Below are 26,859 nucleotides of genomic sequence, written 5' to 3' on the forward strand. Positions count from 1 at the left end.
TCTTCCTCCTGAAAATTCTAAAATCTGTGATCCATATTTTATTCCTGTTCTGCCTTTGCCCGGATCTCTTCGGCTGCAGCGTGGGCACTTGCCCAGGCAATCTGCAGATTGAAGCCGCCGGTCAGTGCATCGAGATCGAGCACTTCTCCTACGAAGTACAGACCTTCTTTTTTCTTTGCCTCCATCGTGCCCGGACGGATCTCTTTCACGGAAACACCACCCTGTGTAATAATTGCTTCACGGAAGCCCCGTGTTCCGGTTACGGTAAACGGGAAATGCGTGATCAGCTCTTCAAAGTGCTGACGCTCCGCTTTCGATACGGCATTGACCTGTTTGTACGGGTCGATCCCGCCAAGAGAGAGCATCACCGGAAGCAGTTTCGCCGGGAACAGACTGTTGATCACGTTGCGGAACTGTTTGTTCCGGTTTTCCTCAAATTCACGCAGGATCCGCGCATCCAGCTGTTCTTCCGTGAGTGCCGGCTTCAGGTTCAGATATCCTTTCAGCGGCTGCTGTTCCAGTGCTTTTCCGATGTAGGAGCTCGCAGAAAGCCCCAGCGGGCCGGAAATGCCGAAATGTGTAAACAGCATCTCGCCGAATCCATCGAACAGCGTCTTTTTGCCGTTTTTAATCGTCATCGTCACATTTTTCAGGGAGAGTCCCTGCAGCTCACGGATGTACGCTTCCTCTGTTTCCAGCGGCACCAGCGCCGGGCGGAGCGGCGTAACGGCAAGTCCTGCCTCTTCTGCAAAACGGTAGCCGTCTCCATCCGACCCCGTCGTCTGGTACGACATACCGCCGGTTGCGACAACGACATCATCGTAAAAAAGCTCTTTCCCGTTTTCCAGGCGGATTCCTTTCACGCGGTCTCCTTCGAAAAGAAGCTCTTTTACTTTTGTATTCTTATGCACCTGCACATTTTTCCGTTTCAGTTCCGTCTCCAGCGCGCGGATAATATCCGAGGAGTGATCTGACTCCGGGAAGACACGGTTTCCGCGCTCCACTTTTAAGCGGACACCTGCCGCTTCGAAAAACTCCTGTACCTGGGCGCTGTCAAAGCTGTAGGCGGAGCTGTACAGAAATTTCGGGTTTGTCACCACATTCGTGAAGAACTCTTCTGTCGGGCAGTCGTTTGTCACATTGCAGCGGCCCTTTCCTGTGATAAACAGCTTCTTTCCCAGCTTTTCATTTTTTTCATAGAGATGAATCTCTGTCTTTTCGCCGGCGGCAAGCACGGCGGTCATCATTCCGGCGGCGCCTCCGCCGATTACTGCTGCTTTTCTCATGCTTTCTCCTTTACCGGCAGGGCTGCCTTTTTTCCGCCCATGGGACGTGCATCATCCAGCCCGTTGATTTCATCGTTGCTGTAAACCTGGTACTCATCCCACAGTTTTTCCATGCTCTCAAGTGTCTTTTTCACATCCGCCTGGCGTTTCATGCAGAGCGCCACGACAAGCGCATTGATTACACTCAAAGGGGCCACCAGAGAATCGACGATCGATGCCATATCGCTCTTGGCAATCAGCGTACAGGCTGCATAAACATTCATCGGTGAATGCACACTGTCTGTGATCGTAATCACCTTCGCTTTGCGGCTGTTCGCAAATTCCAGTGCCTTCATCGTACGCATCGAATACCGCGGGAAGCTGATGCCGATCACCACATCATCCTCCGTGATGCGAATCATCTGCTCGAAAATCTCGCTGGAACTGTTTGTCTGTACCTGGCGCACATCCGGGAAAATCATATGGAGATAGAACGCCAGAAAGCTCGCAAGCGGCGCGCAGCTCCGAATGCCGACAATGTAAATTGTCCGCGCGGAAAGAATCGTATCCGCAGCGCGCTCAAAGGCGCTCCGGTCCACTTCCTCCAGCGTCATCTTGATTTTTTCAATATCCGACTGCAGGACAGTCTCCAGAATTTCTCCCTGCGGCACGCGGCCATACGTAAACTGCATCCGCTGCACCGAATTCAGACGGTTCATCACCATCTCCTCCAGTGCGCGCTGGAACTCCGGATATCCCGCGTAACCAAGCTGCATCGCAAAGCGAACCGTTGTCGATTCGCTGACGCCGACCTGCTGTCCCAGGCGCGCTGCCGTCATCGATACGGCCTGGTCATAATGCGCCGTAATAAAATCTGCCAGCCTCTTCTGTCCTTTGCTCAGCTTTCCGTAATTTTGATTCAGACGAATGAGGAGATTCTCGTTCGCTGCCTTCTGCTCTTCTGAAGAAGACTGTTCTTTTTCTTTTTTCATGTTATTTTCTTCCTGATTTGTTTTTCCGATCTGCAAATGCCGTTCGGCATCCACATTTCTTCTTTTGGGGGCATCCTGATTCTTTTTCGGACACACCTCGATCTTTTGAATTATAACACGAATAAATTACTGGCGCAATGGCTGAAAAGCTGAAAAGAAAAGCCGGTGTTCTGCATTCCCTTTTTACAGGGAACACGGAATACCGGCTGGTCCTTTTTACTCAGCTCTTATTTAGACCGGATATGCGCCGTCTTTTTTGTCAGCGGCTGCCGGATCTACTTTTGTCTGCTGTGCTTCACGATATTTGAAAAAGTCTACAGCTACCTGCGGGAACAGAGCGTAAGTTAATACGTCTTCATCCTGCTGTTTCCACTGCTCGATCTCTTTCTCCAGTTTTGGAAGCTCCGGCTCAAGCAGGTCTGCGTAACGGCAGGTGATCGGCTCGGTATCGCCGATGCATTTCTTCTGTACTTCCGGATTGAACGGTTTTACAGTAGCACCGTATTTTCCGGCAAGAACGTCTTTTGTCTCTTTTGTTACCATCTTGTAACGCTCGCCCATCAGGACATTGAATACCGCCTGGGTACCAACGATCTGGGAAGACGGAGTAACCAGCGGGCACTCGCCGAGGTCTTTTCTTACGCGCGGTACTTCTTCGAGTACGTCGTAGTATTTGTCCTCTGCGTGCTGCTCTTTTAACTGGCTTGTCAGGTTGGAGAGCATACCGCCCGGTACCTGATACAGAAGCGTCTTGATGTTTACGCCAAGGTTCTTCGGATTTAAGAGGCCAGTATCGAGAGCTTCGTCTCTCATCGGACGGAAGTAATCTGCGATCTCAGCCAGTTTGTTCTGATCCAGACCGGTATCGTACGGAGTACCTTTGAAGGTCTCAACCATAACCTCAGTTGCCGGCTGTGAAGTACCCATAGCGAATGGAGACATTGCGGTATCGATGATATCAACACCAGCCTCTACTGCTTTCAGGTAAGTCATAGATGCAACACCGGAAGTATAGTGGGTGTGCAACTGGATCGGAAGGTCAGTTGCTTCTTTCAGAGCAGTTACCAGCTCAGTTGCCTTGTACGGAACGAGCAGACCGGCCATACCTTTGATACAGATGGAATCTGCACCCATCTCCTCGATTCTCTTTGCCATGGTGGTCCAGTACTCCAGGGTGTAAGCATCTCCTAAGGTATAGGAAAGTGCTACCTGTGCGTGGCCCTTTTCTTTGTTTGCTGCGCTGACAGCGGTCTGCAGGTTGCGCAGATCGTTCATACAGTCAAAAATACGGATGATATCGATTCCGTTTGCAATGGATTTCTGTACAAAATACTCTACTACGTCGTCTGCGTATGGACGATATCCCAGGATATTCTGTCCACGGAACAGCATCTGCAGTTTGGTGTTTTTAAATCCGTCACGGAGTTTTCTCAGTCTCATCCATGGATCTTCATGCAGGAAACGTAAGGAAGCATCAAAGGTTGCGCCACCCCAGCACTCTACTGCGTGATATCCGATTTTATCCATTTTATCAATGATCGGAAGCATCTGTTCTGTTGTCATTCTGGTCGCGATCAGGGACTGATGTGCGTCACGCAGAACAGTTTCCATAATCTTGACAGGTTTCTTTTCTACTGCCATTTCTATCCTCCTAAATGAAGTGTTTTTCACTTGTGTTTGTCTCAAGAAGTTATACACCAAAGATCGCCATGAAGGTACCGGCCGCTACTGCTGTACCGATAACACCGGCTACGTTCGGTCCCATCGCATGCATCAGCAGGAAGTTGGTCGGATCTGCCTCAGCACCGACCTTCTGGGATACACGGGCTGCCATCGGAACCGCAGATACACCTGCCGAACCAATCAGCGGGTTGATTCTTCCGTGTGTTGCTTTGCAAAGGATCTTTCCTAAGATTACGCCGCCTGCGGTACCGAATACGAATGCGATCAGACCCAGGGCAACGATCTTTAAGGTGCTGACATTTAAGAATGCCTCAGCACTTGTGGATGCACCAACGGAAGTACCAAGAAGGATAACAACGATGTACATCATAGCGTTGGAAGCTGTCTCCTGCAGCTGTTTTACAACGCCGCACTCACGGAACAGGTTACCAAGCATCAACATACCTACCAGCGGAGCGGTAGATGGAAGGATCATGCAGACAACGATGGTGATAACAATCGGGAACAGGATCTTCTCGAGTTTGGATACGGAACGAAGCTGCTCCATTTTGATTTTACGCTCTTTTTCTGTAGTCAGAAGCTTCATGACCGGCGGCTGGATGATCGGCACCAGTGACATATAGGAATATGCTGCTACGGCGATCGGTCCCATCAGGTGCTGCTGTCCGAGCTTGTTCAGAAGGAAGATAGAAGTCGGGCCGTCGGCACCACCGATGATGGAGATAGCAGCTGCCTCTCTTCCGTTGAATCCCATGAAAATAGCGAAAAAGTACGCCAGATAGATACCAAGCTGTGCTGCAGCTCCCATGATGAAGCTGATCGGGTTTGCAATCAGCGGACCGAAGTCTGTCATCGCACCTACACCCATGAAGATCAGGGATGGAAGGATACTCCACTCGTCCAGAGTAAAGAAATAGTAGAACAGACCGCCCGCATGTTCAAGACCCTGTACGTCGGTATAAGGCTCAGCCATGATGTCCGGGTAAATGTTTACAAGCAGCATACCGAATGCGATCGGTACAAGAAGCAGCGGCTCAAATTCATGCTTAATCGCAAGATACAGGAAGAAGCATGCCACTGCGATCATAACGTAATTGCCCCAGTCCAGATTAAAAAACGCCGTCTGGTGAAGCAGGTTGTTTAAAGTTTCAGTAATCATTTTTTCACCTCCGGTTTTTTCTTACAACGGGCATTAGTTCATGGTTGCAAGAACGTCACCGGATTCTACTGCATCGCCTACTGCTACGTTTACGCTGGCTACTGTGCCGTCCTGCGGTGCTACAACCGGGATTTCCATCTTCATGGCTTCCAGTACAAGAACAGTATCTCCTGCTTTTACAGCTGCGCCTACGTTTGCTTCGATTTTGCAGATTTTACCAGGTACAGAAGCAGTAACCTCTACGCTGCCTGCTGCGCCTGCCGGTGCTGCTGCTTTCGGTGCTGCTGCCGGTGCTGCCTTCGGAGCCGGTGCTGCTTTTGCTGCGCTGACTACAGGAGCTGCGCCTGCTGTGGTTCCTTCTTCTACAGTTACGTTATATACATTTCCGTTTACGGTAATGGTGTAGTTTTTCATTGAAAATTTCCTCCTTAAGCTCTTTTGCCTTTTCTGCGGATCGGACGTGCAACATAGGCATCTCCGGATGCAGAAGCCATATCCTCTTCATACATGGCAATTGCAGCTGTGATAACAGCCTGCAGTTCCATATCGTCTGCTTCCGGTGCTGTCTCTTCAACAACCGGTGCTGCAACAGCTTTCGGTGCTTCCTGTACAGGAGCTGCCGGTGCTTTTTTCTTCTTTTTGCTTCCGAAAATGAAATCAAATGAAGAAATAACGAAAATCAGGAAAATCAGCATAACGAATACGGTGCCGATTCCGGTGATGGTGTTCATGCCGGCCTGGCCGATCAGAACGCCTTTCGACTCCTCAACGGTGATGGTAAGGTCGGTCGGAACCGGTGTTCCGGTGCTGATGTTCCAGAATACACGGACAATACCAGGGTTCTTCTCGAACTCACCCGGGATTGTGCAGGTTACAAAGTCTCCGTCTACTTCAAGCGTTCCATCTTCAAGGCTTACCACCTCTCCGAGATCTGCTTTTGCTTCTTCCCATGCCTCAGCTGCTCTTGCATAGAACTGCTGGTCGGAAACTTCCATGTTTGCGAGATCGTCATCGCTGTAGGTCATCAGGCTCTGTCCTACCCACTGAACGCTGGAGGAGAGCAGGGAATCTACAGTAGATGCCTCAACCGGTGAATAAGCCGGTGTAGATGCCGCATCTGCAAAAACAGGCGCAACGGTCACAACCATGGTGCAGGCTGCGGTAAGGACGAGACTTACTAATTTTTTCCAGTTCTTTCTCATCGTATGCCACCTTCCTTAGACTGTTCCGTGTTTTCTGTCCGGTCTGTCTTCTCTCTTGGTATACAGCATCTCGAATGCGCCGATGACATATTTTCTGGTGTCTTCCGGCTCGATGATGGTGTCCACATAGCCTCTTCTGGCTGCGGAAGTTACATTGTTCTGAAGTGTTGCATACTCTGCTGCTTTTTCGTTGATGGTAGCAGCATCAGATCCTTCGTACATGATCTTTGCTGCAGATTTTGCATCCATCATTCCGATTTCTGCGTTCGGCCATGCAAATACCATATCTGCTCCGATGGATTTGCTGTTCATGACAACGTATGCGCTTCCGTATGCTTTGCCGACAACAACATTTACTTTCGGAACGGTTGCGTTTGCGAAAGCCGCGGTCAGGGCTGCTGCGTTCTTAGCCATGGTTCTCTCAGAGCATTTGGTTGCCTTGAATCCGGTTACGTTTGTGATGGTAAGTACCGGGATGCAGAAAGCATCGCAGAAGTTTACGAAATCTGCTGCTTTTTTAGCTCCTCTTGCACTTAAGGTTCCATCCATTTTCTCTTTTACCGTTCCGTCCTCGCCGTAGATTTCAGAGCGGTTTGCAACTGCTCCTACGGTTGCTCCGTTTAACTGGATGAATGCGGTTACAACATCTTTTCCGTAAGCGGCTTTGGTCTCAAAATAGATGCCGTTGTCGCTGAGCTGGGAAAGAAGGATTCCGGTATCGCCTGCGCAGTTTGCAAGGTCTGCACATGCACGGTTCAGATCATCCTCGCACTCGGTGTATGCTTCGTCCTCGTTGTTTGCCGGAAGCATGGATACCAGGTTTCTGATCTGTCCGAGGATTTCTTCCTCGGTTCCAGCAAAGTCAACAAGACCTGCTTCTTCGCCCTGGAAATCTGCGGATGCGGTATCACATTTGGATACGTGGTTTCCGTCCAGTGCGTTCGGGGAGTTTACGAAAAGTTTTCCGTTTTTGGACTCCATGAATGTGAAGTCTGTCATAGCCGGGATAAGAGCCATACCGCCGCCGCAGGTACCAAATACTGCAGTGATCTGCGGAATCACTCCGGATGCCATTGCCTGCGCCATATAGATTTCGCCGAAACCGTTCAGAGCATCCGTTGCCTCCTGCAGACGCATACCGGCACAGTCTACCAGTCCGATAACCGGAGCACCTGTTTTCTGTGCAAACTCATACAGTCTCGCGATTTTTTTTGCATGCATTTCGCCGATGGTACCGCCCATCACAGACGCATCCTGGCTGTATACGTATACCAGGCTGCCGTTGATCACACCGTAACCAGTAATTACACCATCGGATGGTGTCTCCATGCCGGCCATGTTGAAATCTGTGCTTCTGGCAGTGATCTGTCCGCCGATTTCCACAAAGCTGTTTTCATCCAGCAAAGAGGCGATTCTTGTGCTCGCTAAACTTTGTGCTGTGTTACTCATTCTTCAAACCTCCATCTTTCTATTTTCATTATAAAATTTTAAACAAATTTTATACAAGTCTATCATATCTGTTTTTTCGTTTTTTTTCAATACTTTTTCTCACCTTTTTGACAGAAAACAGACAGAAAAATTTCAGATTTTTCCTATTATAAATGGAAGGTCAAACTTAATTTTTCCCGACCCGTTCTTTTCCAAAAAATTCTGTCTTTTTCCGCACCGCATAAAAAAAGCCGCCCATCGGCAGCTTTTCTTACACGGTTTTATTCTGCTTAATACAGTTCAATGTGAACCGGAATTCCATTCTCGTACTGCATGGCCGGTTCGCCGAGGATCAGCGGGCGGAGATACGCCATCATCTCCTCTGTCACATCGTGTCCATCCTCTGTGATCCAGGAAAGCGGTACTTTCTTTTCTTTGTTTGCCACTTCCGATACCGGAACGGATGTGTACTCCACGCGGTAAGGATCGGCAGAGATTCTCCGGATCGATGCCATCTGGCCTCCCTGCTTTTCGAGTGCGCACTGGCAGGCTTTCATGCCGAGCATACGGGACTCTTCAAGATCGGTCGCACTCGCAAGATGGGCCGCGCACCGCTGCATCAGATTCAGCTCAATGGATCTTACCTTACAGCCGATGCGGTCACGCACCAGCTCCTCAAGTACCTTGGCGGAACCTGCGATGTAGCTGTGGCCGAACTGATCCTGTGCATCACTCTGCACCTGCTCGGACACGTAGCGGCCCTCGCTGTCGTGAATGCCCTCGCTGATTGCAACCAGAACGCTGTCCTTCTGTTCCAGTTTTTCCTGCACATCTTTTAAAAACTGCTCGGTGTCAAAAGCCGGCTCGCAGAGATAAATCAAATTCGGTCCCTCTCCGCCGTTGACGCGGGACAGAGCAGACGCTGCAGTCAGCCATCCGGCATTTCTTCCCATAACCTCCACGATCGTAACTGCCTTTTTCTCATAGACGTGGCAGTCTCTTTCCAGCTCGGCAAAGGTTGCTGCCAGATATTTTGCCGCGGAGCCAAAGCCCGGGCAGTGATCCGTTCCGACGAGGTCGTTGTCGATCGTCTTTGGTGCGCCGACAACAAACACATCCTCCACGCCGTTCTCTTTGCAGTATTTTGACAGCTTGTCTACGGTATCCATCGAATCATTTCCGCCGATATAGATAAAATAACGGATTTCATGTCTGCGAAAAATCCGGAGAATCTCTTCAAAATCCTCTGTATTCTCTTTCGGGTCCCCCAGTTTGTAACGGCAGGAACCAAGCGCTGCCGCCGGTGTCTGCATCAGAAGTGAGATTTTTTCTGCTGAATCCAGTTGTTTCCCAAGGTCAAGAAATTTTTCTGCGAGCACGCCTTCAATTCCATTTACTGCACCATAAATATGATCTACTTTTCCGGACAGCACCGCACAGGAAACAACTCCTGCCACCGTTGCATTGATCGCCGCGGTCGGACCGCCGGACTGCGCTACTAACAGATTTCGCATATGATTTTCCTCCATCTATTTACACTGTTTTCTATTTTTCACGAAACTACTTTCGTGCTATTCTATAGCGTACCATATTTTTTGCTTTCCGTACACCCTGTTTCGCGTTTCCGGAAAAAGCCTGTAGACTTTCACAATGGATCTGTAAGTTTCCTGTTTTTTTCTTGCAGGATTGCTCTTGAAAAGCTATAATAGAAGCAATGTCCACGAAAAGGACGCAGAAAAATATGCGATTCATCATCAAAAAAGCAGGAGGTTTTTCCATGCAGACCAAGCAAGACGGCCGCCTCGGCACCGAAAAAATCGGGAAACTGATGCTCGAGCTGGCCCTTCCCTCTGTCCTCGCACAGATTGTAAATGTACTTTATAACATTGTAGACCGCATCTATATCGGCCGGATTCCCGATGTCGGTTCTTTAGCGCTTACCGGTGTCGGCGTTACATTTCCGATTATCACCATCATCTCCGCATTCGCCGGATTTGCAAGCGGAGGCGGCGCCCCTCTTGCTGCAATCGCACTCGGACAGAAAAACCGGGAACGCGCAGAAAGGATCCTCGGAAGTTCTACTTCCCTGCTGCTCTTTTTCTCTGTTTTTCTGATGGCATTTTTCTTTGTTTTTCAGACACCGCTTCTGTACCTCTTCGGCGCAAGTGACAACACGATCGGATATGCTTCCACGTATATTTCGATTTATCTTGTCGGAACTGTATTTGTTGAACTATCTGTCGGACTGAATACCTTTATCAGCTGTCAGGGACACGCACGCACGGCGATGTGTTCCGTCCTCATCGGCGCGGTTGTCAACATCGGCCTTGACCCGGTTTTCATCTTCGTTCTTCACATGGGTGTTTCCGGTGCCGCACTCGCTACCGTTCTCTCCCAGGCATTGAGTGCCGCATGGGTTCTGCGGTTCCTTACCTCGAAAAAATCAGGCATCCGCCTTTCCCCGCGCACGATGAAGCCGGATTTTGCTATTTTAGGCTCTGTCATGGCGCTCGGCATCTCGCCGTTTATCATGTCCGCAACGGAAAGTGCCATCACCATCGTCATGAACCACGGACTGCAGACGTACGGCGGCGACCTTTATGTCGGCTCGATGACCATTCTCCAGTCGGTGCTGCAGCTGATTTTCGTACCAGTCAACGGCTTCACAAACGGTGTGCAGCCGATCATCAGCTACAATTTTGGTGCCGGCCAGTTTGACCGCGTCCGCCAGACGATCCGGCGCATGATCGCCATCACGTTTACCGCTGCTTTCGTCTACGTTGTGTTCGCGATGCTCCGCCCGGCTCTTTTTGCCGGCCTTTTCACCACAGATCCGGAGCTGATTGCTATTGTGGTAAAAGTGCTTCCGGTCTACATTGCCGGCATGGCAATTTTCGGTCTGCAGAGCGGTGTACAGAGTTCCTTCCTCGGTCTTGGCCAGGCGAAGATTTCTCTTTTTATCGCACTGCTCCGGAAAGTCATTCTTCTGATCCCGCTTGCACTCATTCTGCCGCATTTCTTCGGCGTTATGGGCGTTTACTATGCGGAACCGATCGCAGATGTATGCTCTGTTGTCACTGCCGTTACGCTGTTCCTCTGCAATATCCGGAAAATTCTTTCGAAGGAAACTCTTGCAAAGGTGACTCATACCGAAGCGTGACAGAAAAGGCGCTCTGCGACCTGTTCCATGCACCATCTATAATCAATTTTTTCAATCGTTTCGGCGGCGTAGACGGGATATTCCGCGAGAAGTATTCCATCCATCGAGTACGTCACCGAACCGACCTTTTCTCCTTTCTTTACCGGGGCTTCGATGAACTCCGGTAAAAAAATATCTTTTTTCGGTATTTCTGTCTCTTTTAAGAGAACAGGAAGCGACCGCGCCGGGTCAAGCGCCGGGCTTACAAGGCTAAGACTGGCGCTGCTCTTCGTCTGCAGCAGGCCGTCATAAACACCGTCTGTTACTTCTATCCGTCCCGGCTTCCAGCTGTGGTCCAGCACATCCCGGTACGTATACGATTCCAGCCCGTAATTTAAAAGTTTTGCGGCATCCGCCCATTTGTAATTTTTGTGATTGGGCCAGCCGCATGCAAGCAGTGTTACAATCAGGCACTTCCCGTCCCGTTCCAGTGCTCCCGTGTAGCAATATCCCGCTTTTGCCGTAAAACCGGTTTTTCCGGAAATGGCTCCCTCCATCTGATCCAGCAGGGCATTGTGGTTGTAGCAGTTGAACATATTTTTCTTTTCGAGATCCCAGAACGTGTAGGATCTCGTCTGCGTCACGGCAAGAAATTCGGTGGCTTTCGGTGAAGTTTTAATACAGTAGCGCATGATCCGCGCCAGATCAGCCGCGGTCGTATGGTGGTCCCCGCCTGCATCGGAAGCATCAAGACCGTTTGGGGTCACAAAATGTGTATCCGTACAGCCGATTGCAGCGGCTTTTTCGTTCATAAGCGCGGCAAAACCCTCTATGCTTCCGCCGATGGTCTCTGCGATCATCACCGCCGCATCGTTGTGTGATTCCAGCATCAGGGAATATAATAGATCGCCAAGCAGAAACTGCTCGCCCTCGTACACACCGAGATGGACTTTCGGTGCCGCTGCCGCCTGGGCAGATGCTGTCGCAACGGTCTCTTCCTCTCCGTTTTCCAGCGCCAGAATGCACGTCATAATTTTGGTCGTGCTCGCCATCGCCATCGGATCCGTCCCGCGTTTTCCAAAGAGCACACGACCGGTATCTCCGTCCATCAGACATGCTGCTGTTGCAAACAGCTGATTCGGCTCACTCTCCTGCTCGGCAGCAGCCGCAGGCAAACTTCCAAAAAGCAGAAGCAGGATTCCCAGAAAAAATCCCGCCCTGTTTCTTCTTTTTCTGGTCAAACTCCAGTCCCCCTTTGTTGTTTTTCTTTCAAATAAATCTTTAAAACAGAAAAGCCGGTCACGCTTTTGGGGCCGGTTTTTGTCTGCTTCATCTTCATTATATGAGGTTCCCTGTAAAATCATGGTAAAAATTCACAAAGTTATTGACACCACGATTGATATCCTGTATAATTCCCCGTGGTTGTATAGAATTACTAAACTTTTTGTTTATTTTTACTGAGATTTTCTGAGAATCCTTGTTTCAAAAAGAGATCCCGGTAAGACTTTGGATACAGAAAGGATTTTTTATGGAAATCGGAAAGAAAATCAGGGAACTGCGCATGCGCAAGGGTCTGACACAGGAAGAACTGGCGGATCGTAGCGAGCTGTCAAAGGGATTTATCTCCCAGCTCGAAAACGATGTGACTTCTCCTTCCATTGCCACACTCGTTGATGTACTGACGTGCCTCGGAACGGATTTAAAAACGTTTTTCGGGGAGGAACAGGACAATCAGGTTGTCTTCTGTGAGGAAGATTACTTCGTAAAAACCGACGAAGCGCAGGGCAATGAAATCGCATGGATCATTCCGAACGCGCAGAAAAACAGGATGGAGCCAATCCGGCTGACGCTGCAGAGCGGCGCCTGCACAGAGATTGATTCGCCGCACGAAGGTGAAGAATTCGGCTACGTACTTTCCGGCCGTGTCCTCGTTCATCTCGGGGACGAGTGCCATAAGGCGAAAAAAGGCGAGAGCTTTTACTACCCCGCCTCCTGTAACCACTATCTGGAAAACCCGGGCAAAACGCCCGCTGTCATTCTCTGGATCAGTTCACCGCCTTATTTTTAGATTTCCGCACCGCGTGATTTTCACGAAAAACGGTGCTCCAAAATAAACAACCCGAAAGGAGCATTTTACACATGAGTACCAAATTACTTGATCTGGTCAACATCACAAAATCGTACGACGGAGTTACCATTCTGGATGATCTGAATCTTTATATCCGTGAAAACGAATTTCTTACTCTCCTTGGCCCGAGCGGCTGCGGAAAAACAACGACTTTACGTATTCTCGGCGGTTTTGAGACGCCGGATGCCGGAAAGGTTTTATTTAACGGACAGGATATCACCCAGCTTCCGCCGAACAAACGCCAGTTAAATACGGTGTTCCAGAAATATGCTCTTTTCACGCATATGACGATTGCGGAAAACATCGCTTTTGGGCTGAAAATCAAGGGAAAATCCAAAGCATATATCGACGACAAAATCAAATACGCCTTAAAACTCGTCAACCTCGAGGGATACGAGAACCGCTCCCCGGCGCTTCTCTCCGGCGGCCAGCAGCAGCGAATCGCTATTGCGCGCGCAATTGTCAACGAGCCGAAGGTTCTGCTTCTTGATGAACCGCTCGGTGCGCTCGACTTAAAGCTCCGACAGGATATGCAGTACGAGCTGATCCGCCTGAAAAACGAGCTTGGCATCACTTTCGTCTACGTTACCCACGATCAGGAAGAAGCCCTTACGATGTCCGACACGATCGTTGTCATGAACCAGGGATATATCCAGCAGATCGGTACACCGGAGGATATTTACAATGAGCCGCAGAACGCATTCGTTGCAGACTTCATCGGCGACAGCAACATTCTCGACGGTATTATGATTGAGGACCGTCTTGTTGAGATTCTCGGCGCGAAATTCGAGTGCGTCGATGTCGGATTCGGCAAAAACAAGCCGATCGATGTTGTGATCCGCCCGGAGGATATCGACCTCGTAAAACCGGAGGAAGGCACGATCCGCGGACGTGTGACACACCTGATCTTCAAAGGCGTCCACTACGAGATGGAAGTCGCCGTCAACGGCTTCGAACTTCTCGTTCACTCCACCGATCTGTTCCCGGTCGGACAGGAAGTCGGCATTCACGTCGATCCGTTCGATATCCAGATTATGAACAAACCGGAATCCGAAGATGAGGAGGCGGCAGCCATTGAAGAGTAATAAATTAAAGAAATGGCTGGCAGCACCGTATGCCGTCTGGGCTGCCGGTTTCATCATCATCCCGTTGATCCTGATTCTCTACTATGCGTTCACCGGGGAAGAAGGCGGCTTTACCCTTTCGAATTTCGCCTACGTTGCGACGAAGGAAAACATCAAGGCACTCGGCCTGGCGCTGTGGCTGTCGCTTCTTAGCACCGCACTCTGTCTTTTGCTTGCCTATCCGCTTGCCATGATTCTGGCAAACCGGAATGTCAATCAGACCAGCTTTATTGTGCTGATCTTCATTCTCCCGATGTGGATGAATTTTCTGCTCCGTACGCTTGCATGGCAGACACTGCTTGAGAAAAACGGCGTCATCAACAGCATCCTCGCGTTTTTCCATCTGCCCGGCATTTCCATCATCAATACACCGGGAGCGATCATTCTCGGTATGGTGTACAATTTCCTGCCGTTTATGGTTCTGCCGATCTACAATGTTCTGATTAAAATCGACCGTGATGTCATCAACGCAGCAAGGGACCTCGGAGCAAACAGTGTGCAGACGTTTCTGAAAGTAACGCTGCCGCTCACCACGCCGGGTATCGTAAGCGGTATTACCATGGTATTCATCCCGGCGCTTACAACCTTTGTTATTTCCGACCTGCTCGGCGGAAGCAAGATCCTTCTGATCGGAAACGTCATCGAGCAGGAGTTCAAACAGACCAACAACTGGAATGCCGGAAGTGCACTCTCCACAGTCCTGATGATCTTCATCATCCTGTCGATGGTTCTGATGAACAAATACGATAAAGACGGGGAGGGAACGGCATTTTGAGAAAGAAACTGGAAAAAATTTACATGGCGCTCATTTTTATTCTTCTGTATGCGCCGATTGTCACCCTTGTGGTGCTCTCCTTTAATGCTTCAAAAACGCGTGCCAAATGGGGCGGCTTTACCCTGCACTGGTACCGCTCACTGTTTGCCAATACAGAGATCATGAATGCGCTGTATACGACACTGATCATCGCGCTTCTTGCCTCTGCGATTGCGACTGTGCTTGGAACGCTTGCGTGCATCGGCATCAACAGCATGTCGAAAAAGAGCCGGACGGTTTTCATGGGCATCACCAATATTCCGATGCTGAACGGTGAGATCGTCATGGGTATCTCGCTGATGCTGCTCTTTATCATCTGCCGCATTCAGCTTGGATTCGGTACCATTCTGATGGCACATATTACGTTCAATGTTCCTTACGTTATCCTGAGCGTTATGCCGAAATTAAAGCAGACGAACAAATCGACGTACGAGGCAGCTCTCGATCTTGGTGCCTCTCCGCTGTATGCATTCTGGAAAGTTATCTTCCCGGACATCATGCCGGGCGTTGTTTCGGGCTTTCTGCTCTCCTTTACGATGTCCCTCGATGATTTCGTTATCACCTACTTCACCAAGGGACCGGGCGTTGATACGCTCTCCACAAAGATTTATGCCGAAGTCCGCAAGGGAATCAAGCCGGAGATGTACTCGCTCTCCACGATTCTTTTTGTCACCGTACTGCTTCTGCTGCTCCTTGTGAATGTGAATCCTTCTCCGAAGGAAGAAAAAGAGGAGGCAAAAGAGCGCGAGGCTATGGCGAAGAAGGGCATCCGTTTCCGCATCACGAAACGTGTGGTCTTCCGCCGGATTCTTCCGATCGCCATGGTGCTTGTCATCGGCGGCGGCGGTATTTACTACGGAAGCCAGAATGCTTCAGCCGGCGGCTCCCAGCAGCTGATTGTGTACAACTGGGGCGAATATATGGATTCTGATGTCATCGATATCTTTGAGAAAGAAACCGGTATCCACGTTGTTTACGAGGAGTACGAGACGAACGAAATCATGTATCCGAAGATCAAATCCGGTGCGATTTCCTACGATCTTGTCTGCCCGTCCGACTATATGATTCAGAAGATGATCCAGAACGATCTGTTGCAGCCGATCAACTTTGACCATATTCCGAACGCTTCCAACATTGGAGATATGTACTACGAGACTTCCGAGCAGTTCGACCCGGGCAATCTCTACTCGATCCCGTACTGCTGGGGAACAGTTGGTATTCTGTACAACAAAAAAATGGTATCCGAGCCGATCGACTCCTGGTCTGTTCTGTGGGATACCAATTACCGCGACAGCATTCTGATGCAGGACAGCGTGCGCGATGCGTTTGCTGTTGCTTTAAAGGATCTGGGATACTCCTTAAACTCCACCAATATCAAGGAGCTGACGGAGGCGAAGGATCTGCTTGTGACACAGAAACCGCTCGTGCAGGCGTACGTTGTGGATCAGGTGCGTGACAAGATGATCGGAAATGAGGCGGCTATCGGTGTTATTTACTCCGGTGAAGCTATCTACACGAAGCGTGAAAACCCGGATCTGGAATACGTTGTTCCAAAAGAAGGCTCCAACGTCTGGATCGATTCCTGGTGCATTCCAAAAGATGCGCAGCATGTCGAGAACGCAGAGAAATTCCTGAATTTCCTCTGCCGGCCGGACATCGCACTGAAAAACTTTGAGTATATTACCTACTCTACGCCGAATGATGCGGCGCGTGAACTGATTGAGGATGACGATATCCGAAACAGTGAAGTCGCCTTCCCGGATGAGGAAACGCTTGCACGGTGCGAAACCTTTACGTATCTTGGCGATGATGCCGATGAGGTTTACAACCAGCTGTGGCGTGAAGTAAAATCAAATTAAAGATCTGCTTTCGGGCAAAAAAAGATCCCGGTCAGGAATTCTTAAGAAAGATTCCTGCCGGGATTTTTCTGTTCTTACTGCTGCTCTCAAAAGTCTGTTTTAATCAAAATTGTGGTCAAAGCGCGGGGAAAGCGTTCCGTTTCCATGGAGCACTTCATCCAGCTTTACAAGCTCCTGCGGCGCCTCTGCAAGCGCTCTTTCGTACAGATGGACAAGATTCCGTGTGCCCGCTTCGCATTCCTTCTGCGGCCTTCCAGGCATCACACGGCCGCCCATCGAATCGTAGCAGCCGACCAGTTTCATCGCTCCAAGAAGAAGGCTTCTTACCGCACTGCTGCGGCAGATCGTGATTCTCGTCCAGAGCTTCATGCCCTTCAGGCATTCGACAATTTCTGTTTCCCCGATTTCCGGAAAACAGCGGTGGATGACCCTGTTGCCGTCGGTGTGCGGGCAGATCGGCGATGCCGGACGGTATACGAGCGGATCGAGGCCGTCCTCCAGCATGAAGTACTGGTCAAGGCTCGTCTCAATCTTTGCATGGGAAATTCCAGTGTGATCCACAAATTTCCCGATATACGGATGACACGTCGAATCGAGAAGGTAATGGCAGGCAAAGCCTAACAGATACGCTTCCATCGCCTCTGACGGGCTCTGCTGATACTTTTTCACCTCATCCTCGAACAGAACGGATGCCGTCTGCTCATGCAGAAACGTTCCGTAATCAGACACACGGTTTTTCGAGAACGGATGGTAATAAAAGAAGATATCCGGCCCGTGCAGTCCGATCAGATACAGTTTTTTGTTTTTTCGAATGATCTTTTTCAAATTTGCCGGAAGCTGTTCATAGACTTCTCTTCCGAACCTGTCGTGTGCGTACGTAGTAGGCATATCGGTATCTCCCTTCTTTTTTCTCCTGCCGGATCAGACATCCAGCTTGATCTGCATTTCCTCTTCCACTTCTGCGCGGAAGTCCTCCATCTTGACCGGACTGATCTCCGGCAGATTGTCGGTGGAATCGACGCCGAAGTTCCGCAGGAATTCTTCGGTCGTGCCGAACACAATCGGGCGGCCCGGCGCGTCGAGGCGGCCAAGCTCCTGCACCAGATTGTACTCCACCAGTTTGTTGACCGCGTGATCGCTCTTGACGCCGCGGATCTTGTCGATCTCCTGCTTCGTGACCGGCTGCTTGTAGGCAATGATCGAGAGGGTCTCCATCATGACGTCGGTCAGAACTGCCTTCTTCGGCTGCATGGCGATGTTGACAAGATAATCATAATATTCCTGTTTCGTGCACATCTGATACGCATTTTCAAGCTCCACGATGTGGATGCCGCGGTCTTTCGTATTATATTTTTCCACCATATGGTTCAGAATCCTGCGGGTCGTCTCCGTGTCATGGCCGATCGCTTTTGCAATCCTTCCCAGCTCCACGGAATCTCCCATCGCAAAAAGGACTGCCTCGATGGCTGCTTCCGCCTCCTCGACCGAAGAGGGGCGTCTTGCCTCACCCGGGGCAGTTTCTTTATTCCTGTTCTGTTCTTCCATCTGTCTTGTCCTCACTGTCTGTCTCGTCTGTATACGGCACAACTACGGTGTCTTCATCCTCCAGGGATTCAATCAGGATATCCCCGAAAAGCTCCTCCTGGCTGATCCGGATTTTGCCGGTTTTCATCAGCTCCAGGATTGCAAGGAAGGTGACAATCACATGCACCTTGCCCGGCTGGGATTCCAAAAGGTCGCGGAAGCTGAAGCGGCGTTTTTTAACAGCAAACTGCTCGACATACGTCATCTTGTCCGGCAGGCTGACCTCTTCTTTTTCGATCTTTCCGAACTTGCTTCGGATCGGGTCGATCTTGTCCTCCTGGCGCTTTAAAATCATTTTATAGATCGTATGGAGTTTCGCGAGAGAAATCTGTGAGAGGAGCTCGGAGGTGTCGACCGGCGTCCTGTACTCCAGCACTTCTCTTGGAAGCGTCGGTTCCTTGTACACGGAACGGCTCGCCTCGTTCATGCGGTCACGCAGCTCGTACGACATGTACTTGTACATTTTGTACTCTAAAAGCTGCTGCACCAGCTCGGCTCTCGGGTCCTCTTCCTCGCCTTCCTCATTCACTTCTTTCGGAAGCAGCATGCGGCATTTGATATCCAGAAGCGTCGCCGCCATGACCATGAACTCGCTCATGATGTCGAGGTCTTCCCGTTCCATCTGATGAATGTATTCCAGATACTGGTCCGTAATCTCTACAATGGGGATATCGTAAATATCTATTTTGTTTTTATCGATCAGGTGAAGAAGAAGGTCCAGCGGTCCTTCAAACACCGGAAGCTTTACTGGTATCGCCATGTGCTCTGTTCTCCCTTACGGTTTCTCGATATCTGTAATAATCAATTCTCTTCTGTTCCAGACGCGGACCGGAATGGTGTGTTCGCCCGTTCCTGCACTGATGATCTGGCAGGTGCTGCCCGTCAGGAACAGCCCGCGGCAGTTTTTCGAAAAAAGACGGAAATCCGGCGTCACAAGCCCCCGGTGCGCGCCAAGGCCCACCACGCCGCCGTGATAATGGCCGGAAAGCGTCAGATCGGCTCCATATGATGCATAGGAGCTGCGGTAGGCAGGGTGATGCGCCAGCAGAATGCCGTAGCGCGCCGGATCCGATTGTCCAAGGTGGTCCGTCAGTTCCGAAACCGGCAGCGTTCCGCGGTAAAAGCGGTTGTAATAGGTGCGGTCCATGGCATAGCCGTAGATCCGGACCGGACAGCCGCTGATGGTAAGATCCGCCGTCTCATTTTCCAGATAGCAGATTCCTGCCTTTTTCAGGCGCTCCCGGAGCTTTTCATACAGATCGCCGTACTGTTCCGGGTACAGCTTCAGACGGTATTCGTGGTTTCCGCAGCCATAGATTACCTGGTATTCCTCCGCAAGACGTTCCGCGAAACTCAGACCCGGGTCGAGGTTCTCCCCCGGCTTTGCCACAATCTGGTCCCCGCCGATGATGACAAGATCCGGAGCCGCCTCATCAATGGCTGCCTTTAACACCGTGTTGTCCGGGCCGAACTCCATATTGTGAAGATCACTGATAAACGCCAGACGAAAACCGTTTCCTTCCGGAAATTTTCCGTTTGACGAAAGTTTGTAATAGGTCGTTGTAAATTTTCTCATACCGTTCATTATACTTGATTTTTCAGTGTATGACAACCCGTTTTCCCTGCTGTTTATAAGCCCAGTGCCTGTTTTGCCAGCTGATCGGCTTTTTCGTTGTAGGTGACGCCGGTGTGGCCCTTTACTTTGCAGAAGCGGATCGCAACTTTGGCCGATGCCAGATCGTAAAAATTCCGGTAATCGATGGTTCCCTGTTTTTTCGCCTGCCATTCTCTCGTACACCAGCTTGCGATTCCCTGGTAATCGTGATAGATGGCCAGCTCCGGAATATCATGTGTCAGGCAGTAAGCCATGGCCAGCTCTGCGCCCTTGATCTCGCCTGCCACATTCCGCATGGAGACGAGATCCGGGTCGCTGTATTCTTCTGCAAGATTCAGCTCTTTTCCGTCCAGAAAGAGGACCACACCGCAGGAGAACTTTCCGAGCGCATGCTGATAGCTTCCATCCACGTATGCGACGGCGCTCCTGCCGACACCGGCGTATTCCGGGTCTTCGCATGGTTTTTCCGCCAGAATCAGGTGTTCCCAGTCCCAAGAAGAAGGATCGGGTGCTGCCGTGCTCTGTACTGCCTTTCGTTCCGGGGCAGCGGAATACGTTCCTTTTGTTTCCCGCAGCAATGGTTCCGGCATTTTACCGCCGCCCAGAAAGGCCTCTGCCTCCTCCAGACGCTCAAATCCCTTGTAAATTGCTCCCGGATAACCGTGTACCTGCGCTTTGCACGCATCCCATGTCCGGTAGATACCCGGAACCTTTCCCTGTTTTACCGCATAGTAATTTTTCTTTGCCATGTTTTTCTCCTTTTCGCGCATGATACTCCGGCTTTATGCCGTCCCAAGAAAATATTGTTTCATCATACATCCGAACAGATCCCACATGCCGGCTCTTGCCACGTCTGATCCATATAAAATCGCAACGGAACCAAGTTCCTCACCGTCTGCTTTGTAAACAACTCTTCCGGCACACTCGCCTTTCTGGATAGGGGCCTGCACCTCTTCCGGCAGTTCCATCGTTTTTTCCACTTCACCAATCACCGTCCCGCCCGTCGTAAGATAGCGGAATTCTTCCGCATATTCCAGTTCTGCCGTATCCTGCTTTCCGTAAACAACCGAAAGTTCCGGCAGGGGATCGCGTTCCCGGTCTATGTAGATGCTGCAGGACGAAAACCCATACTGGAACAGTGACGCTGCATCTGCAAACCGCACCTTGTAGTCCGGTGCTCCCATCACGACTGCCAGCATCGTCAGATCATTTTTCTTCGCCACTGCCGAGACGCAGTACTTCGCCTTCGAGGTGCTTCCTGTTTTCAGTCCCACACAGCCCTCATAGCCGCGGATCAGCTTATTTGTATTGGTGAGGGTGAATGGTTTGCTTCCCTTCTGTGTGACATGTGTAATCTCTTCCATCCAGATAGAGGAATAGTTCAGGATCTGCGGAAAGCGCTCGATCAGCTCCCGCGACATTTTTGCCACATCCGCCGCCGTCGTGTAATGGCCGTCGGAATCCGTGAGGCCGCAACAGTCCTCAAACTTCGTGTCGTTCATGCCGAGTTCTTTTGCTTTCTGGTTCATCCGGCTGACGAACTCGCTTTCTGTCCCCGCAATATGCTCTGCCATCGCTACAGATGCATCGTTTCCCGAAGCAACGACAATACACTTGATCATCGTCTCAACGGTCTGCTTTTCGCCCTCTTCCAGAAAGACCTGGGACCCGCCCATACTTCTGGCGTGCGCACTCGTCGTCACCTCGTCGGTCAGCTGGATCGTCCCTTTTTCGAGCTCTTCAAAAATCAGCAGCAGCGTCATGATTTTTGTGATGCTCGCCGGGCTTCGCTGTTCCGACGCATTTTTCTCGTACAGAACAGTTCCGGTCTGTGCCTCCATCAAAAGAACAGACGGCGAAGCCAGCCCAAGGTCCGTTGTCATCTCCGGTGCTGTCTCCTCCGTCTCTTCTGTTTTCTGTTCCGTTGTTTCGTTCTGCTGCTTGTCGGAAGATTCTCCATTCTGCTCTGCCGCAGTCACTTTCAAGGGCGCTGCAAGAAGCGCCAGGATCATCAGCAGGCTCCAGACGATATTTCGTGTTCTTCTCTTCATATTCCCCCGAAACATCTGCTCTTTCTTCCCTACAGGCTATGCAGACGACCGCAGAACTATGCTGTCTGTTCCGTTTACAGCAACGGTGCCAGAAACTTCAGCGCACCGCGGAGTGCACGGACTGCAAAATTTTTCTTTCGGCAGTAGTCCATATTGATCTGCTCACACTGTTCAAACGTGATCAGCGCATCCTCTTTTACCTGGGCAACCGCACTGCTGCCGTACATCCAGACACCGCACTCAAAATGCAGGTACATGCTCCGGTAATCCATGTTGATCGTTCCGACCGTCGCAACTTCATCATCACAGACAAAGCTCTTGGAATGGATAAAGCCCGGCGTATACTGGTAAATCTGAACGCCGGATTCCAGCAGGATCTCGTAATTGGCCTGCGTCAGAATATAGACAATCTTCTTATCCGGGATGCCCGGCGTTACAATCCGCACATCGACTCCGCGCTTTGCCGCCATGCAGAGAGCGGTCAGCGTCTCGTTGTCCGGAATCAGATACGGGGTAAAAATATAAAGATATTTTTTCGCCTGTGAAATAATGTTCAGATAAACATGCTCGCCTACTGTCTCTCCATCCAGCGGGGAATCGCCGTACGGCTGCACAAAACCGTCTTTTTTAAACGCTTCCTCGTGATAGATCTCCGGCCGGTATGATTCGAAATTGCATTCCATACCGGTGATTGTGCTCCACATCTGCAGAAACATCACCGTAAAACTCCATACCGCCTCACCATGCAGACAGATTCCGGAATCCTTCCAGTGGCCGAACCGCTCCTTGCGGTTAATGTATTCGTCCGCAAGATTAATGCCGCCCGTGAAAGCCGTATGACCGTCGATCACGGCAATTTTCCGGTGGTCACGGTTATTTAAAATGACATTCAGCACCGGTCGGAACTGATTGAACGCCGCACACTTGATGCCCATCTGCTGCAGCGATTTATAATACTGATACGGCAGTGTCGTCACGCAGCCGAAATCATCGTAAATCAGCCGCACATCCACACCGGCGGCCGCTTTTTCCTTCAGAATCTCCAGCACCGTATCCCACAAATACCCCTCGCTGATGATGAAATATTCCATAAAAATGTAGTGTTCTGCCTTTTTGAGTTCCTCAATAAAGTGCTCAAACCATACATCTCCCAGCGGGTAATACTCTGTTTCTGTGTTTTCATAAACAGGATAATGCGCATAATTGGTCAGATAGGAAGACTGCCCCGCTGCCAGGATATTTTCTTCCTCGAGCTTTTTACGCGTCTCTTCTTCCTCTCCAAGAACGCCTCCCTGCGAAAGCAGAACTGTATCGTAATGTGTACGGAATTTTCTTGCCACACTGGAATGGCCGAGAATGCCGTACAGGCAGATTCCGGTTACCGGAAGCGCCAGGATACAGACTGCCCACATCAGTTTGTAGCCAGGATTCATTTTCGGATTATTGATAATCGAAAGCACTGCAATCAGGGAAAGGATCGTGACCGCATAGTTGATGTAGACAGATTTTTCATTGAGCTGCATCATAATTCCGGCCAGCCAGCAAAATTCCAGAAGAAGTGCAACACCGATAATGACCATACGGCTGGTAAGCAGCTTCAGAATCTTTTTCACGATACGAAACAGCTTGTTTGCTATTTTGTACAAAATTCTCATTTGTCACCGCCTTGCTGTTTTGTCAAAACCTGCGACTTTAAGTTACAAGTATAAAAATCCCCGGCAAAACAGATCGCCGGGGATTTTTTGCACATTAATTATACTTACGTTTTCTGGCAGCTTCAGATTTCTTTTTACGACGAACACTTGGTTTCTCGTAATGCTCTCTTTTACGAATCTCCTGCTGAATGCCAGCTTTTGCACAGCTACGCTTAAATCTGCGTAAAGCGCTGTCCAACGTTTCGTTTTCTTTAACGATTACATTTGACATAGTCTCACACCTAACCTCCCTCCAGTTGTAGATTGTGCATAATACAACTGTATGGGTATTTTTTGCACTGTTCTTATTATACCAGAAAAATCTCGTACGTCAACAAGTTTTTTCATTTTTTTGCAAAATTTTTCCCTGCCACCTGCCTGGCTCCTTTTTCTGTCCTGCAGGCGGCAGGATTTTATGCTGTTTTTCCTGCTTATGCTTATTGTTATGCGATCTGGCCTTCCAGTACCTCGGCAGCTTTTGCAACTGCTTCGTCGATCTTCTCCGGATTCTTTCCGCCGGCCTGTGCCATGTTCGGACGTCCACCGCCGCCGCCGCCGACAACGGCTGCCACTTCTTTGATCAGTTTTCCGGCATGTGCACCTTTCTTCATCGCATCATCGGTTGCCATGGCAAGAAGGCTTACTTTGCCGTCCTTTGCAGATGCCAGAACAACAACGCCGCTTCCCAGTTTTTCTTTCAGCTGGTCGCCAAGGTCACGCAGTCCGTTCATATCGACATCCGGTACGGATGCAGCGAGAAGTTTTACACCTTTGACTTCGGTTACTTTATCCATAACATCGCCGAGCGCTTCTTTTGCCAGTTTGCTCTTTAAGGACTCATTCTCTGCCTGGAGTGCTTTTGCCTCTGTCTGCAGATGAGCGATCTTCTCGAGGAGATCTGCCGGTGTTGTCTTTAAGAGAGCTGCTGCCTCATACAGTTTCTCTTCCTGTGCTTTATAGTATGCGGTAACAGACGGTCCGGTCAGAGCTTCGATTCTGCGGACACCTGCTGCAACGCCTGCCTCAGAAACAAGCTTGAACAGTCCGATTTCAGCGGTATTCTTTACATGGGTACCACCGCAGAGCTCTTTGGAGAAGTCTCCCATGGAAACAACACGTACTTTGTCGCCGTATTTCTCACCGAACAGAGCCATCGCGCCGGATTTCTTTGCTTCCTCAGTATCCATGATGTCGGTTACAACCGGGATCTGCTCCTGAATCTTTTCATTTACCAGATTCTCAACTTTTTCCAGTTCTTCCGGTGTCATAGCCTGGAAGTGGGCAAAGTCGAAACGGAGTCTGGTCGGGGTTACGAGAGAACCTTTCTGCTCTACGTGTGCACCGAGAACAGTCTTTAATGCCTTCTGCAGAAGGTGTGTTGCGCTGTGGTTCTTCTCGGTATTTTTTCTTGCCTCTTCGTTGACCTGAAGCGTAACTTCCTCGCCGTTTGAAATCATACCGGATTTCATGACACCGACGTGGCCGTATTTTCCGCCGCGGAGTTTGATGGTATCTTCCACTTCGAATACACCATTTGCTCCTTTGATGATACCGCAGTCGCCTTCCTGACCGCCCATGGTAGCGTAGAACGGAGTTTTCTCTACGAAAATGGTTCCCTTCTGGCCTTCCATCAGAGATTCTGCAATCTCAGTCTCTGTCGTCAGAACGGTTACTTTAGAGGTATCCTCCAGATGATCGTATCCGGTAAACTCAGTTGTTACGGACGGGTCGATCTCATCGTAAACGGTTGCATCAGCACCCATGTAGTTTGTTACTTCACGGCTCGATCTTGCACGCTCTCTCTGCTCTTCCATTGCTGCATGGAAACCGTCCTCGTCGATGCCGTAGCCCTTCTCCTCGAGGATCTCTTTGGTCAGATCCAGCGGGAATCCGTAGGTATCGTACAGTTTGAATGCATCCTGTCCGTCCAGAATTTTTTTGCCTTCGCTCTGCATTTTTTCTTCGAGCTCGGAGAGGATATGAAGTCCCTGGTCGATGGTTTTGTTGAACTGGGTCTCCTCGTTGTTCAGAACGTTGAGGATGAAGTCTTTTTTCTCTTCAAGTTCCGGATATCCGTCTTTGGAGCCTTCGATTACGCTTGCGGAAGGGCGGGCAAGGAACAGTCCGTCAATGCCAAGCAGACGGCCATGACGTGCTGCACGGCGGATCAGACGGCGCAGTACGTAGCCTCTTCCTTCGTTGGTCGGCATGATTCCGTCGGAAATCATGAATGTTGCGGAACGGATATGGTCGGTGATGAGGCGGATGGAAACATCGGTTTCATGATCTTTCTCATACTCTTTTCCGGAGATCTCGCATACTTTGTTGCGGAGTGCCTGAATGGTGTCGACATCGAAGATGGAATCTACATCCTGTACGACAACGGCCAGACGCTCAAGTCCCATACCGGTATCGATGTTCTTCTGGATCAGGTCGGTGTAGTGGCCCTCGCCGTCGTTGTTGAACTGGCTGAATACGTTGTTCCATACTTCCATGTAGCGGTCGCACTCGCAGCCAACGGTACATCCCGGTTTGCCGCAGCCGTATTTTTCTCCGCGGTCATAATAAATCTCAGAACACGGACCGCACGGACCTGCGCCATGCTCCCAGAAGTTGTCCTCTTTTCCAAAACGGAAAATACGTTCTGCCGGGATGCCGATCTCTTTGTTCCAGATATCAAATGCTTCATCATCGTCCTGATAGATGGATGGGTACAGACGATTCGGATCGAGCCCTACTACCTGTGTTAAAAACTCCCAGGACCATGCGATTGCTTCGTGTTTGAAATAATCACCGAAGGAAAAGTTTCCGAGCATCTCAAAGAAGGTGCCGTGACGGGCTGTTTTTCCTACATTTTCAATATCGCCGGTACGGATACATTTCTGGCATGTTGTTACTCTTCTTCTCGGCGGAATCTCTGCGCCTGTGAAGTAAGGTTTCAGCGGAGCCATACCGGAGTTGATCAGTAAAAGACTTTTATCGTTGTGTGGAATCAACGAAAAACTCTTCATAGCAAGATGTCCTTTGCTCTCGAAGAACTCAAGAAACATCTTTCGTAATTCGTTTACGCCATATTTTTCCATGACTGTTTGTCCTCCAAATAATTCAGTGTGTCCCGGAAT

At 50.0% G+C, this 26,859-nt stretch carries 23 protein-coding genes; 5 read left to right on the forward strand and 18 right to left on the reverse strand.

The window, feature by feature from the left end; translation table 11 throughout:
• Positions 1–38 precede the first annotated feature (38 nt).
• The 8 genes from ACY2VT_RS00965 to ACY2VT_RS01000 all read right to left on the reverse strand — a co-directional run bounded on the left by ACY2VT_RS00965 (position 39) and on the right by ACY2VT_RS01000 (position 9,243).
• Complete coding sequence (locus ACY2VT_RS00965) at positions 39–1,286, reverse strand: BaiN/RdsA family NAD(P)/FAD-dependent oxidoreductase (RefSeq protein WP_461878568.1); 1,248 nt, start codon at positions 1,284–1,286, stop codon at positions 39–41.
• On the reverse strand, positions 1,283–2,257 hold the full coding sequence (locus ACY2VT_RS00970; RefSeq protein ID WP_022462335.1) for a MurR/RpiR family transcriptional regulator: 975 nt from the start codon (positions 2,255–2,257) through the stop codon (positions 1,283–1,285). The genes ACY2VT_RS00965 and ACY2VT_RS00970 overlap by 4 nt, the downstream gene beginning before the upstream one ends.
• 231 nt (positions 2,258–2,488) lie before the next feature.
• A complete protein-coding gene (locus ACY2VT_RS00975; RefSeq protein WP_461878569.1) occupies positions 2,489–3,898 on the reverse strand; it encodes an oxaloacetate decarboxylase subunit alpha in 1,410 nt (469 codons plus the stop codon).
• A 49-nt stretch (positions 3,899–3,947) separates the two neighbouring features.
• On the reverse strand, positions 3,948–5,099 hold the full coding sequence (locus ACY2VT_RS00980; protein WP_461878570.1) for a sodium ion-translocating decarboxylase subunit beta: 1,152 nt from the start codon (positions 5,097–5,099) through the stop codon (positions 3,948–3,950).
• Between the two features lie 33 nt (positions 5,100–5,132).
• On the reverse strand, positions 5,133–5,513 hold the full coding sequence (locus ACY2VT_RS00985; protein WP_461873068.1) for a biotin/lipoyl-containing protein: 381 nt from the start codon (positions 5,511–5,513) through the stop codon (positions 5,133–5,135).
• 14 nt (positions 5,514–5,527) lie between these two features.
• On the reverse strand, positions 5,528–6,301 hold the full coding sequence (locus ACY2VT_RS00990; RefSeq protein WP_461873069.1) for an OadG family protein: 774 nt from the start codon (positions 6,299–6,301) through the stop codon (positions 5,528–5,530).
• 15 nt (positions 6,302–6,316) lie between these two features.
• Positions 6,317–7,750 carry an acyl-CoA carboxylase subunit beta gene (locus ACY2VT_RS00995; RefSeq protein WP_461878571.1) on the reverse strand — a complete coding sequence of 478 codons (1,434 nt, stop codon included), beginning with the start codon at positions 7,748–7,750 and terminating at the stop codon, positions 6,317–6,319.
• A gap of 269 nt (positions 7,751–8,019) precedes the next feature.
• Positions 8,020–9,243, reverse strand: coding sequence for a 6-phosphofructokinase (locus ACY2VT_RS01000; protein ID WP_461877642.1), 1,224 nt, complete (start codon positions 9,241–9,243; stop codon positions 8,020–8,022).
• Positions 9,244–9,506: 263 nt separating this feature from the next.
• Here ACY2VT_RS01000 and ACY2VT_RS01005 point away from each other — a divergent pair, with 263 nt between their 5' ends.
• Positions 9,507–10,889, forward strand: a complete 1,383-nt coding sequence (locus ACY2VT_RS01005; RefSeq protein ID WP_461878572.1) for an MATE family efflux transporter — start codon at positions 9,507–9,509, stop codon at positions 10,887–10,889.
• Here the strand turns inward: ACY2VT_RS01005 and ACY2VT_RS01010 are convergent.
• The gene (locus tag ACY2VT_RS01010) at positions 10,874–12,109 is read right to left on the reverse strand and encodes a D-alanyl-D-alanine carboxypeptidase family protein (protein WP_461878573.1); all 1,236 of its coding nucleotides are present in this window, start codon (positions 12,107–12,109) and stop codon (positions 10,874–10,876) included. The genes ACY2VT_RS01005 and ACY2VT_RS01010 overlap by 16 nt on opposite strands.
• A gap of 287 nt (positions 12,110–12,396) precedes the next feature.
• On the opposite strand from ACY2VT_RS01010, the gene ACY2VT_RS01015 reads away from it, so the two are divergent.
• The 4 genes from ACY2VT_RS01015 (at position 12,397) to ACY2VT_RS01030 (ending at position 16,793) form a co-directional block, all read left to right on the forward strand.
• A complete protein-coding gene (locus tag ACY2VT_RS01015) occupies positions 12,397–12,936 on the forward strand; it encodes a helix-turn-helix domain-containing protein (RefSeq protein WP_461873074.1) in 540 nt (179 codons plus the stop codon).
• A gap of 71 nt (positions 12,937–13,007) precedes the next feature.
• Entirely contained in the window at positions 13,008–14,081 is a 1,074-nt protein-coding gene (locus tag ACY2VT_RS01020; RefSeq protein WP_461878574.1) for an ABC transporter ATP-binding protein, read from the forward strand.
• Positions 14,053–14,895 carry an ABC transporter permease gene (locus tag ACY2VT_RS01025; RefSeq protein ID WP_055218051.1) on the forward strand — a complete coding sequence of 281 codons (843 nt, stop codon included), beginning with the start codon at positions 14,053–14,055 and terminating at the stop codon, positions 14,893–14,895. The genes ACY2VT_RS01020 and ACY2VT_RS01025 overlap by 29 nt, the downstream gene beginning before the upstream one ends.
• A gap of 23 nt (positions 14,896–14,918) precedes the next feature.
• On the forward strand, positions 14,919–16,793 hold the full coding sequence (locus ACY2VT_RS01030; protein WP_461873203.1) for an extracellular solute-binding protein: 1,875 nt from the start codon (positions 14,919–14,921) through the stop codon (positions 16,791–16,793).
• A gap of 99 nt (positions 16,794–16,892) precedes the next feature.
• Here the strand turns inward: ACY2VT_RS01030 and ACY2VT_RS01035 are convergent, their stop codons facing one another.
• The 9 genes from ACY2VT_RS01035 to alaS all read right to left on the reverse strand — a co-directional run bounded on the left by ACY2VT_RS01035 (position 16,893) and on the right by alaS (position 26,820).
• Positions 16,893–17,681, reverse strand: a complete 789-nt coding sequence (locus ACY2VT_RS01035) for a zinc dependent phospholipase C family protein (protein ID WP_461878575.1) — start codon at positions 17,679–17,681, stop codon at positions 16,893–16,895.
• 33 nt (positions 17,682–17,714) lie between these two features.
• Positions 17,715–18,338: an SMC-Scp complex subunit ScpB gene (gene scpB / locus ACY2VT_RS01040; protein ID WP_461873078.1), complete on the reverse strand. Its 624-nt coding sequence runs from the start codon at positions 18,336–18,338 to the stop codon at positions 17,715–17,717.
• Positions 18,316–19,137 (reverse strand): segregation and condensation protein A, encoded by an 822-nt coding sequence (locus ACY2VT_RS01045; RefSeq protein ID WP_022462320.1) that lies wholly within the window; start codon positions 19,135–19,137, stop codon positions 18,316–18,318. The genes scpB and ACY2VT_RS01045 overlap by 23 nt, the downstream gene beginning before the upstream one ends.
• A gap of 15 nt (positions 19,138–19,152) precedes the next feature.
• Positions 19,153–19,953: a metallophosphoesterase gene (locus ACY2VT_RS01050; protein ID WP_461878576.1), complete on the reverse strand. Its 801-nt coding sequence runs from the start codon at positions 19,951–19,953 to the stop codon at positions 19,153–19,155.
• Between the two features lie 53 nt (positions 19,954–20,006).
• On the reverse strand, positions 20,007–20,741 hold the full coding sequence (locus ACY2VT_RS01055; RefSeq protein WP_055218059.1) for a ribonuclease H1 domain-containing protein: 735 nt from the start codon (positions 20,739–20,741) through the stop codon (positions 20,007–20,009).
• A 33-nt stretch (positions 20,742–20,774) separates the two neighbouring features.
• Positions 20,775–22,043: a D-alanyl-D-alanine carboxypeptidase family protein gene (locus ACY2VT_RS01060; RefSeq protein WP_461878577.1), complete on the reverse strand. Its 1,269-nt coding sequence runs from the start codon at positions 22,041–22,043 to the stop codon at positions 20,775–20,777.
• A 74-nt stretch (positions 22,044–22,117) separates the two neighbouring features.
• The gene (gene cls / locus ACY2VT_RS01065) at positions 22,118–23,698 is read right to left on the reverse strand and encodes a cardiolipin synthase (protein ID WP_461878578.1); all 1,581 of its coding nucleotides are present in this window, start codon (positions 23,696–23,698) and stop codon (positions 22,118–22,120) included.
• A 94-nt stretch (positions 23,699–23,792) separates the two neighbouring features.
• Positions 23,793–23,969: a 30S ribosomal protein S21 gene (gene rpsU, locus ACY2VT_RS01070; protein WP_004222305.1), complete on the reverse strand. Its 177-nt coding sequence runs from the start codon at positions 23,967–23,969 to the stop codon at positions 23,793–23,795.
• 211 nt (positions 23,970–24,180) lie between these two features.
• Complete coding sequence (gene alaS / locus ACY2VT_RS01075; protein WP_461878579.1) at positions 24,181–26,820, reverse strand: alanine--tRNA ligase; 2,640 nt, start codon at positions 26,818–26,820, stop codon at positions 24,181–24,183.
• Between the last annotated feature and the right edge of the window lie 39 nt (positions 26,821–26,859).

This window comes from Fusicatenibacter sp., from assembly GCF_050872605.1.
Classification (GTDB): Bacteria; Bacillota; Clostridia; order Lachnospirales; family Lachnospiraceae; genus Fusicatenibacter.

Coding starts and splice junctions, on each gene's coding strand:
- ACY2VT_RS00965 (WP_461878568.1), bottom strand. CDS start 1,286: ATGAGAAAAGCAGCAGTAATCGGCGGAGGCGCCGCCGGAATGATGACC.
- ACY2VT_RS00970 (WP_022462335.1), bottom strand. CDS start 2,257: ATGAAAAAAGAAAAAGAACAGTCTTCTTCAGAAGAGCAGAAGGCAGCG.
- ACY2VT_RS00975 (WP_461878569.1), bottom strand. CDS start 3,898: ATGGCAGTAGAAAAGAAACCTGTCAAGATTATGGAAACTGTTCTGCGT.
- ACY2VT_RS00980 (WP_461878570.1), bottom strand. CDS start 5,099: ATGATTACTGAAACTTTAAACAACCTGCTTCACCAGACGGCGTTTTTT.
- ACY2VT_RS00985 (WP_461873068.1), bottom strand. CDS start 5,513: ATGAAAAACTACACCATTACCGTAAACGGAAATGTATATAACGTAACT.
- ACY2VT_RS00990 (WP_461873069.1), bottom strand. CDS start 6,301: ATGAGAAAGAACTGGAAAAAATTAGTAAGTCTCGTCCTTACCGCAGCC.
- ACY2VT_RS00995 (WP_461878571.1), bottom strand. CDS start 7,750: ATGAGTAACACAGCACAAAGTTTAGCGAGCACAAGAATCGCCTCTTTG.
- ACY2VT_RS01000 (WP_461877642.1), bottom strand. CDS start 9,243: ATGCGAAATCTGTTAGTAGCGCAGTCCGGCGGTCCGACCGCGGCGATC.
- ACY2VT_RS01005 (WP_461878572.1), top strand. CDS start 9,507: ATGCAGACCAAGCAAGACGGCCGCCTCGGCACCGAAAAAATCGGGAAA.
- ACY2VT_RS01015 (WP_461873074.1), top strand. CDS start 12,397: ATGGAAATCGGAAAGAAAATCAGGGAACTGCGCATGCGCAAGGGTCTG.
- ACY2VT_RS01020 (WP_461878574.1), top strand. CDS start 13,008: ATGAGTACCAAATTACTTGATCTGGTCAACATCACAAAATCGTACGAC.
- ACY2VT_RS01025 (WP_055218051.1), top strand. CDS start 14,053: ATGAGGAGGCGGCAGCCATTGAAGAGTAATAAATTAAAGAAATGGCTG.
- ACY2VT_RS01030 (WP_461873203.1), top strand. CDS start 14,919: ATGGCGCTCATTTTTATTCTTCTGTATGCGCCGATTGTCACCCTTGTG.
- ACY2VT_RS01035 (WP_461878575.1), bottom strand. CDS start 17,681: ATGCCTACTACGTACGCACACGACAGGTTCGGAAGAGAAGTCTATGAA.
- scpB (WP_461873078.1), bottom strand. CDS start 18,338: ATGGAAGAACAGAACAGGAATAAAGAAACTGCCCCGGGTGAGGCAAGA.
- ACY2VT_RS01045 (WP_022462320.1), bottom strand. CDS start 19,137: ATGGCGATACCAGTAAAGCTTCCGGTGTTTGAAGGACCGCTGGACCTT.
- ACY2VT_RS01050 (WP_461878576.1), bottom strand. CDS start 19,953: ATGAGAAAATTTACAACGACCTATTACAAACTTTCGTCAAACGGAAAA.
- ACY2VT_RS01055 (WP_055218059.1), bottom strand. CDS start 20,741: ATGGCAAAGAAAAATTACTATGCGGTAAAACAGGGAAAGGTTCCGGGT.
- ACY2VT_RS01060 (WP_461878577.1), bottom strand. CDS start 22,043: ATGAAGAGAAGAACACGAAATATCGTCTGGAGCCTGCTGATGATCCTG.
- cls (WP_461878578.1), bottom strand. CDS start 23,698: ATGAGAATTTTGTACAAAATAGCAAACAAGCTGTTTCGTATCGTGAAA.
- rpsU (WP_004222305.1), bottom strand. CDS start 23,969: ATGTCAAATGTAATCGTTAAAGAAAACGAAACGTTGGACAGCGCTTTA.
- alaS (WP_461878579.1), bottom strand. CDS start 26,820: ATGGAAAAATATGGCGTAAACGAATTACGAAAGATGTTTCTTGAGTTC.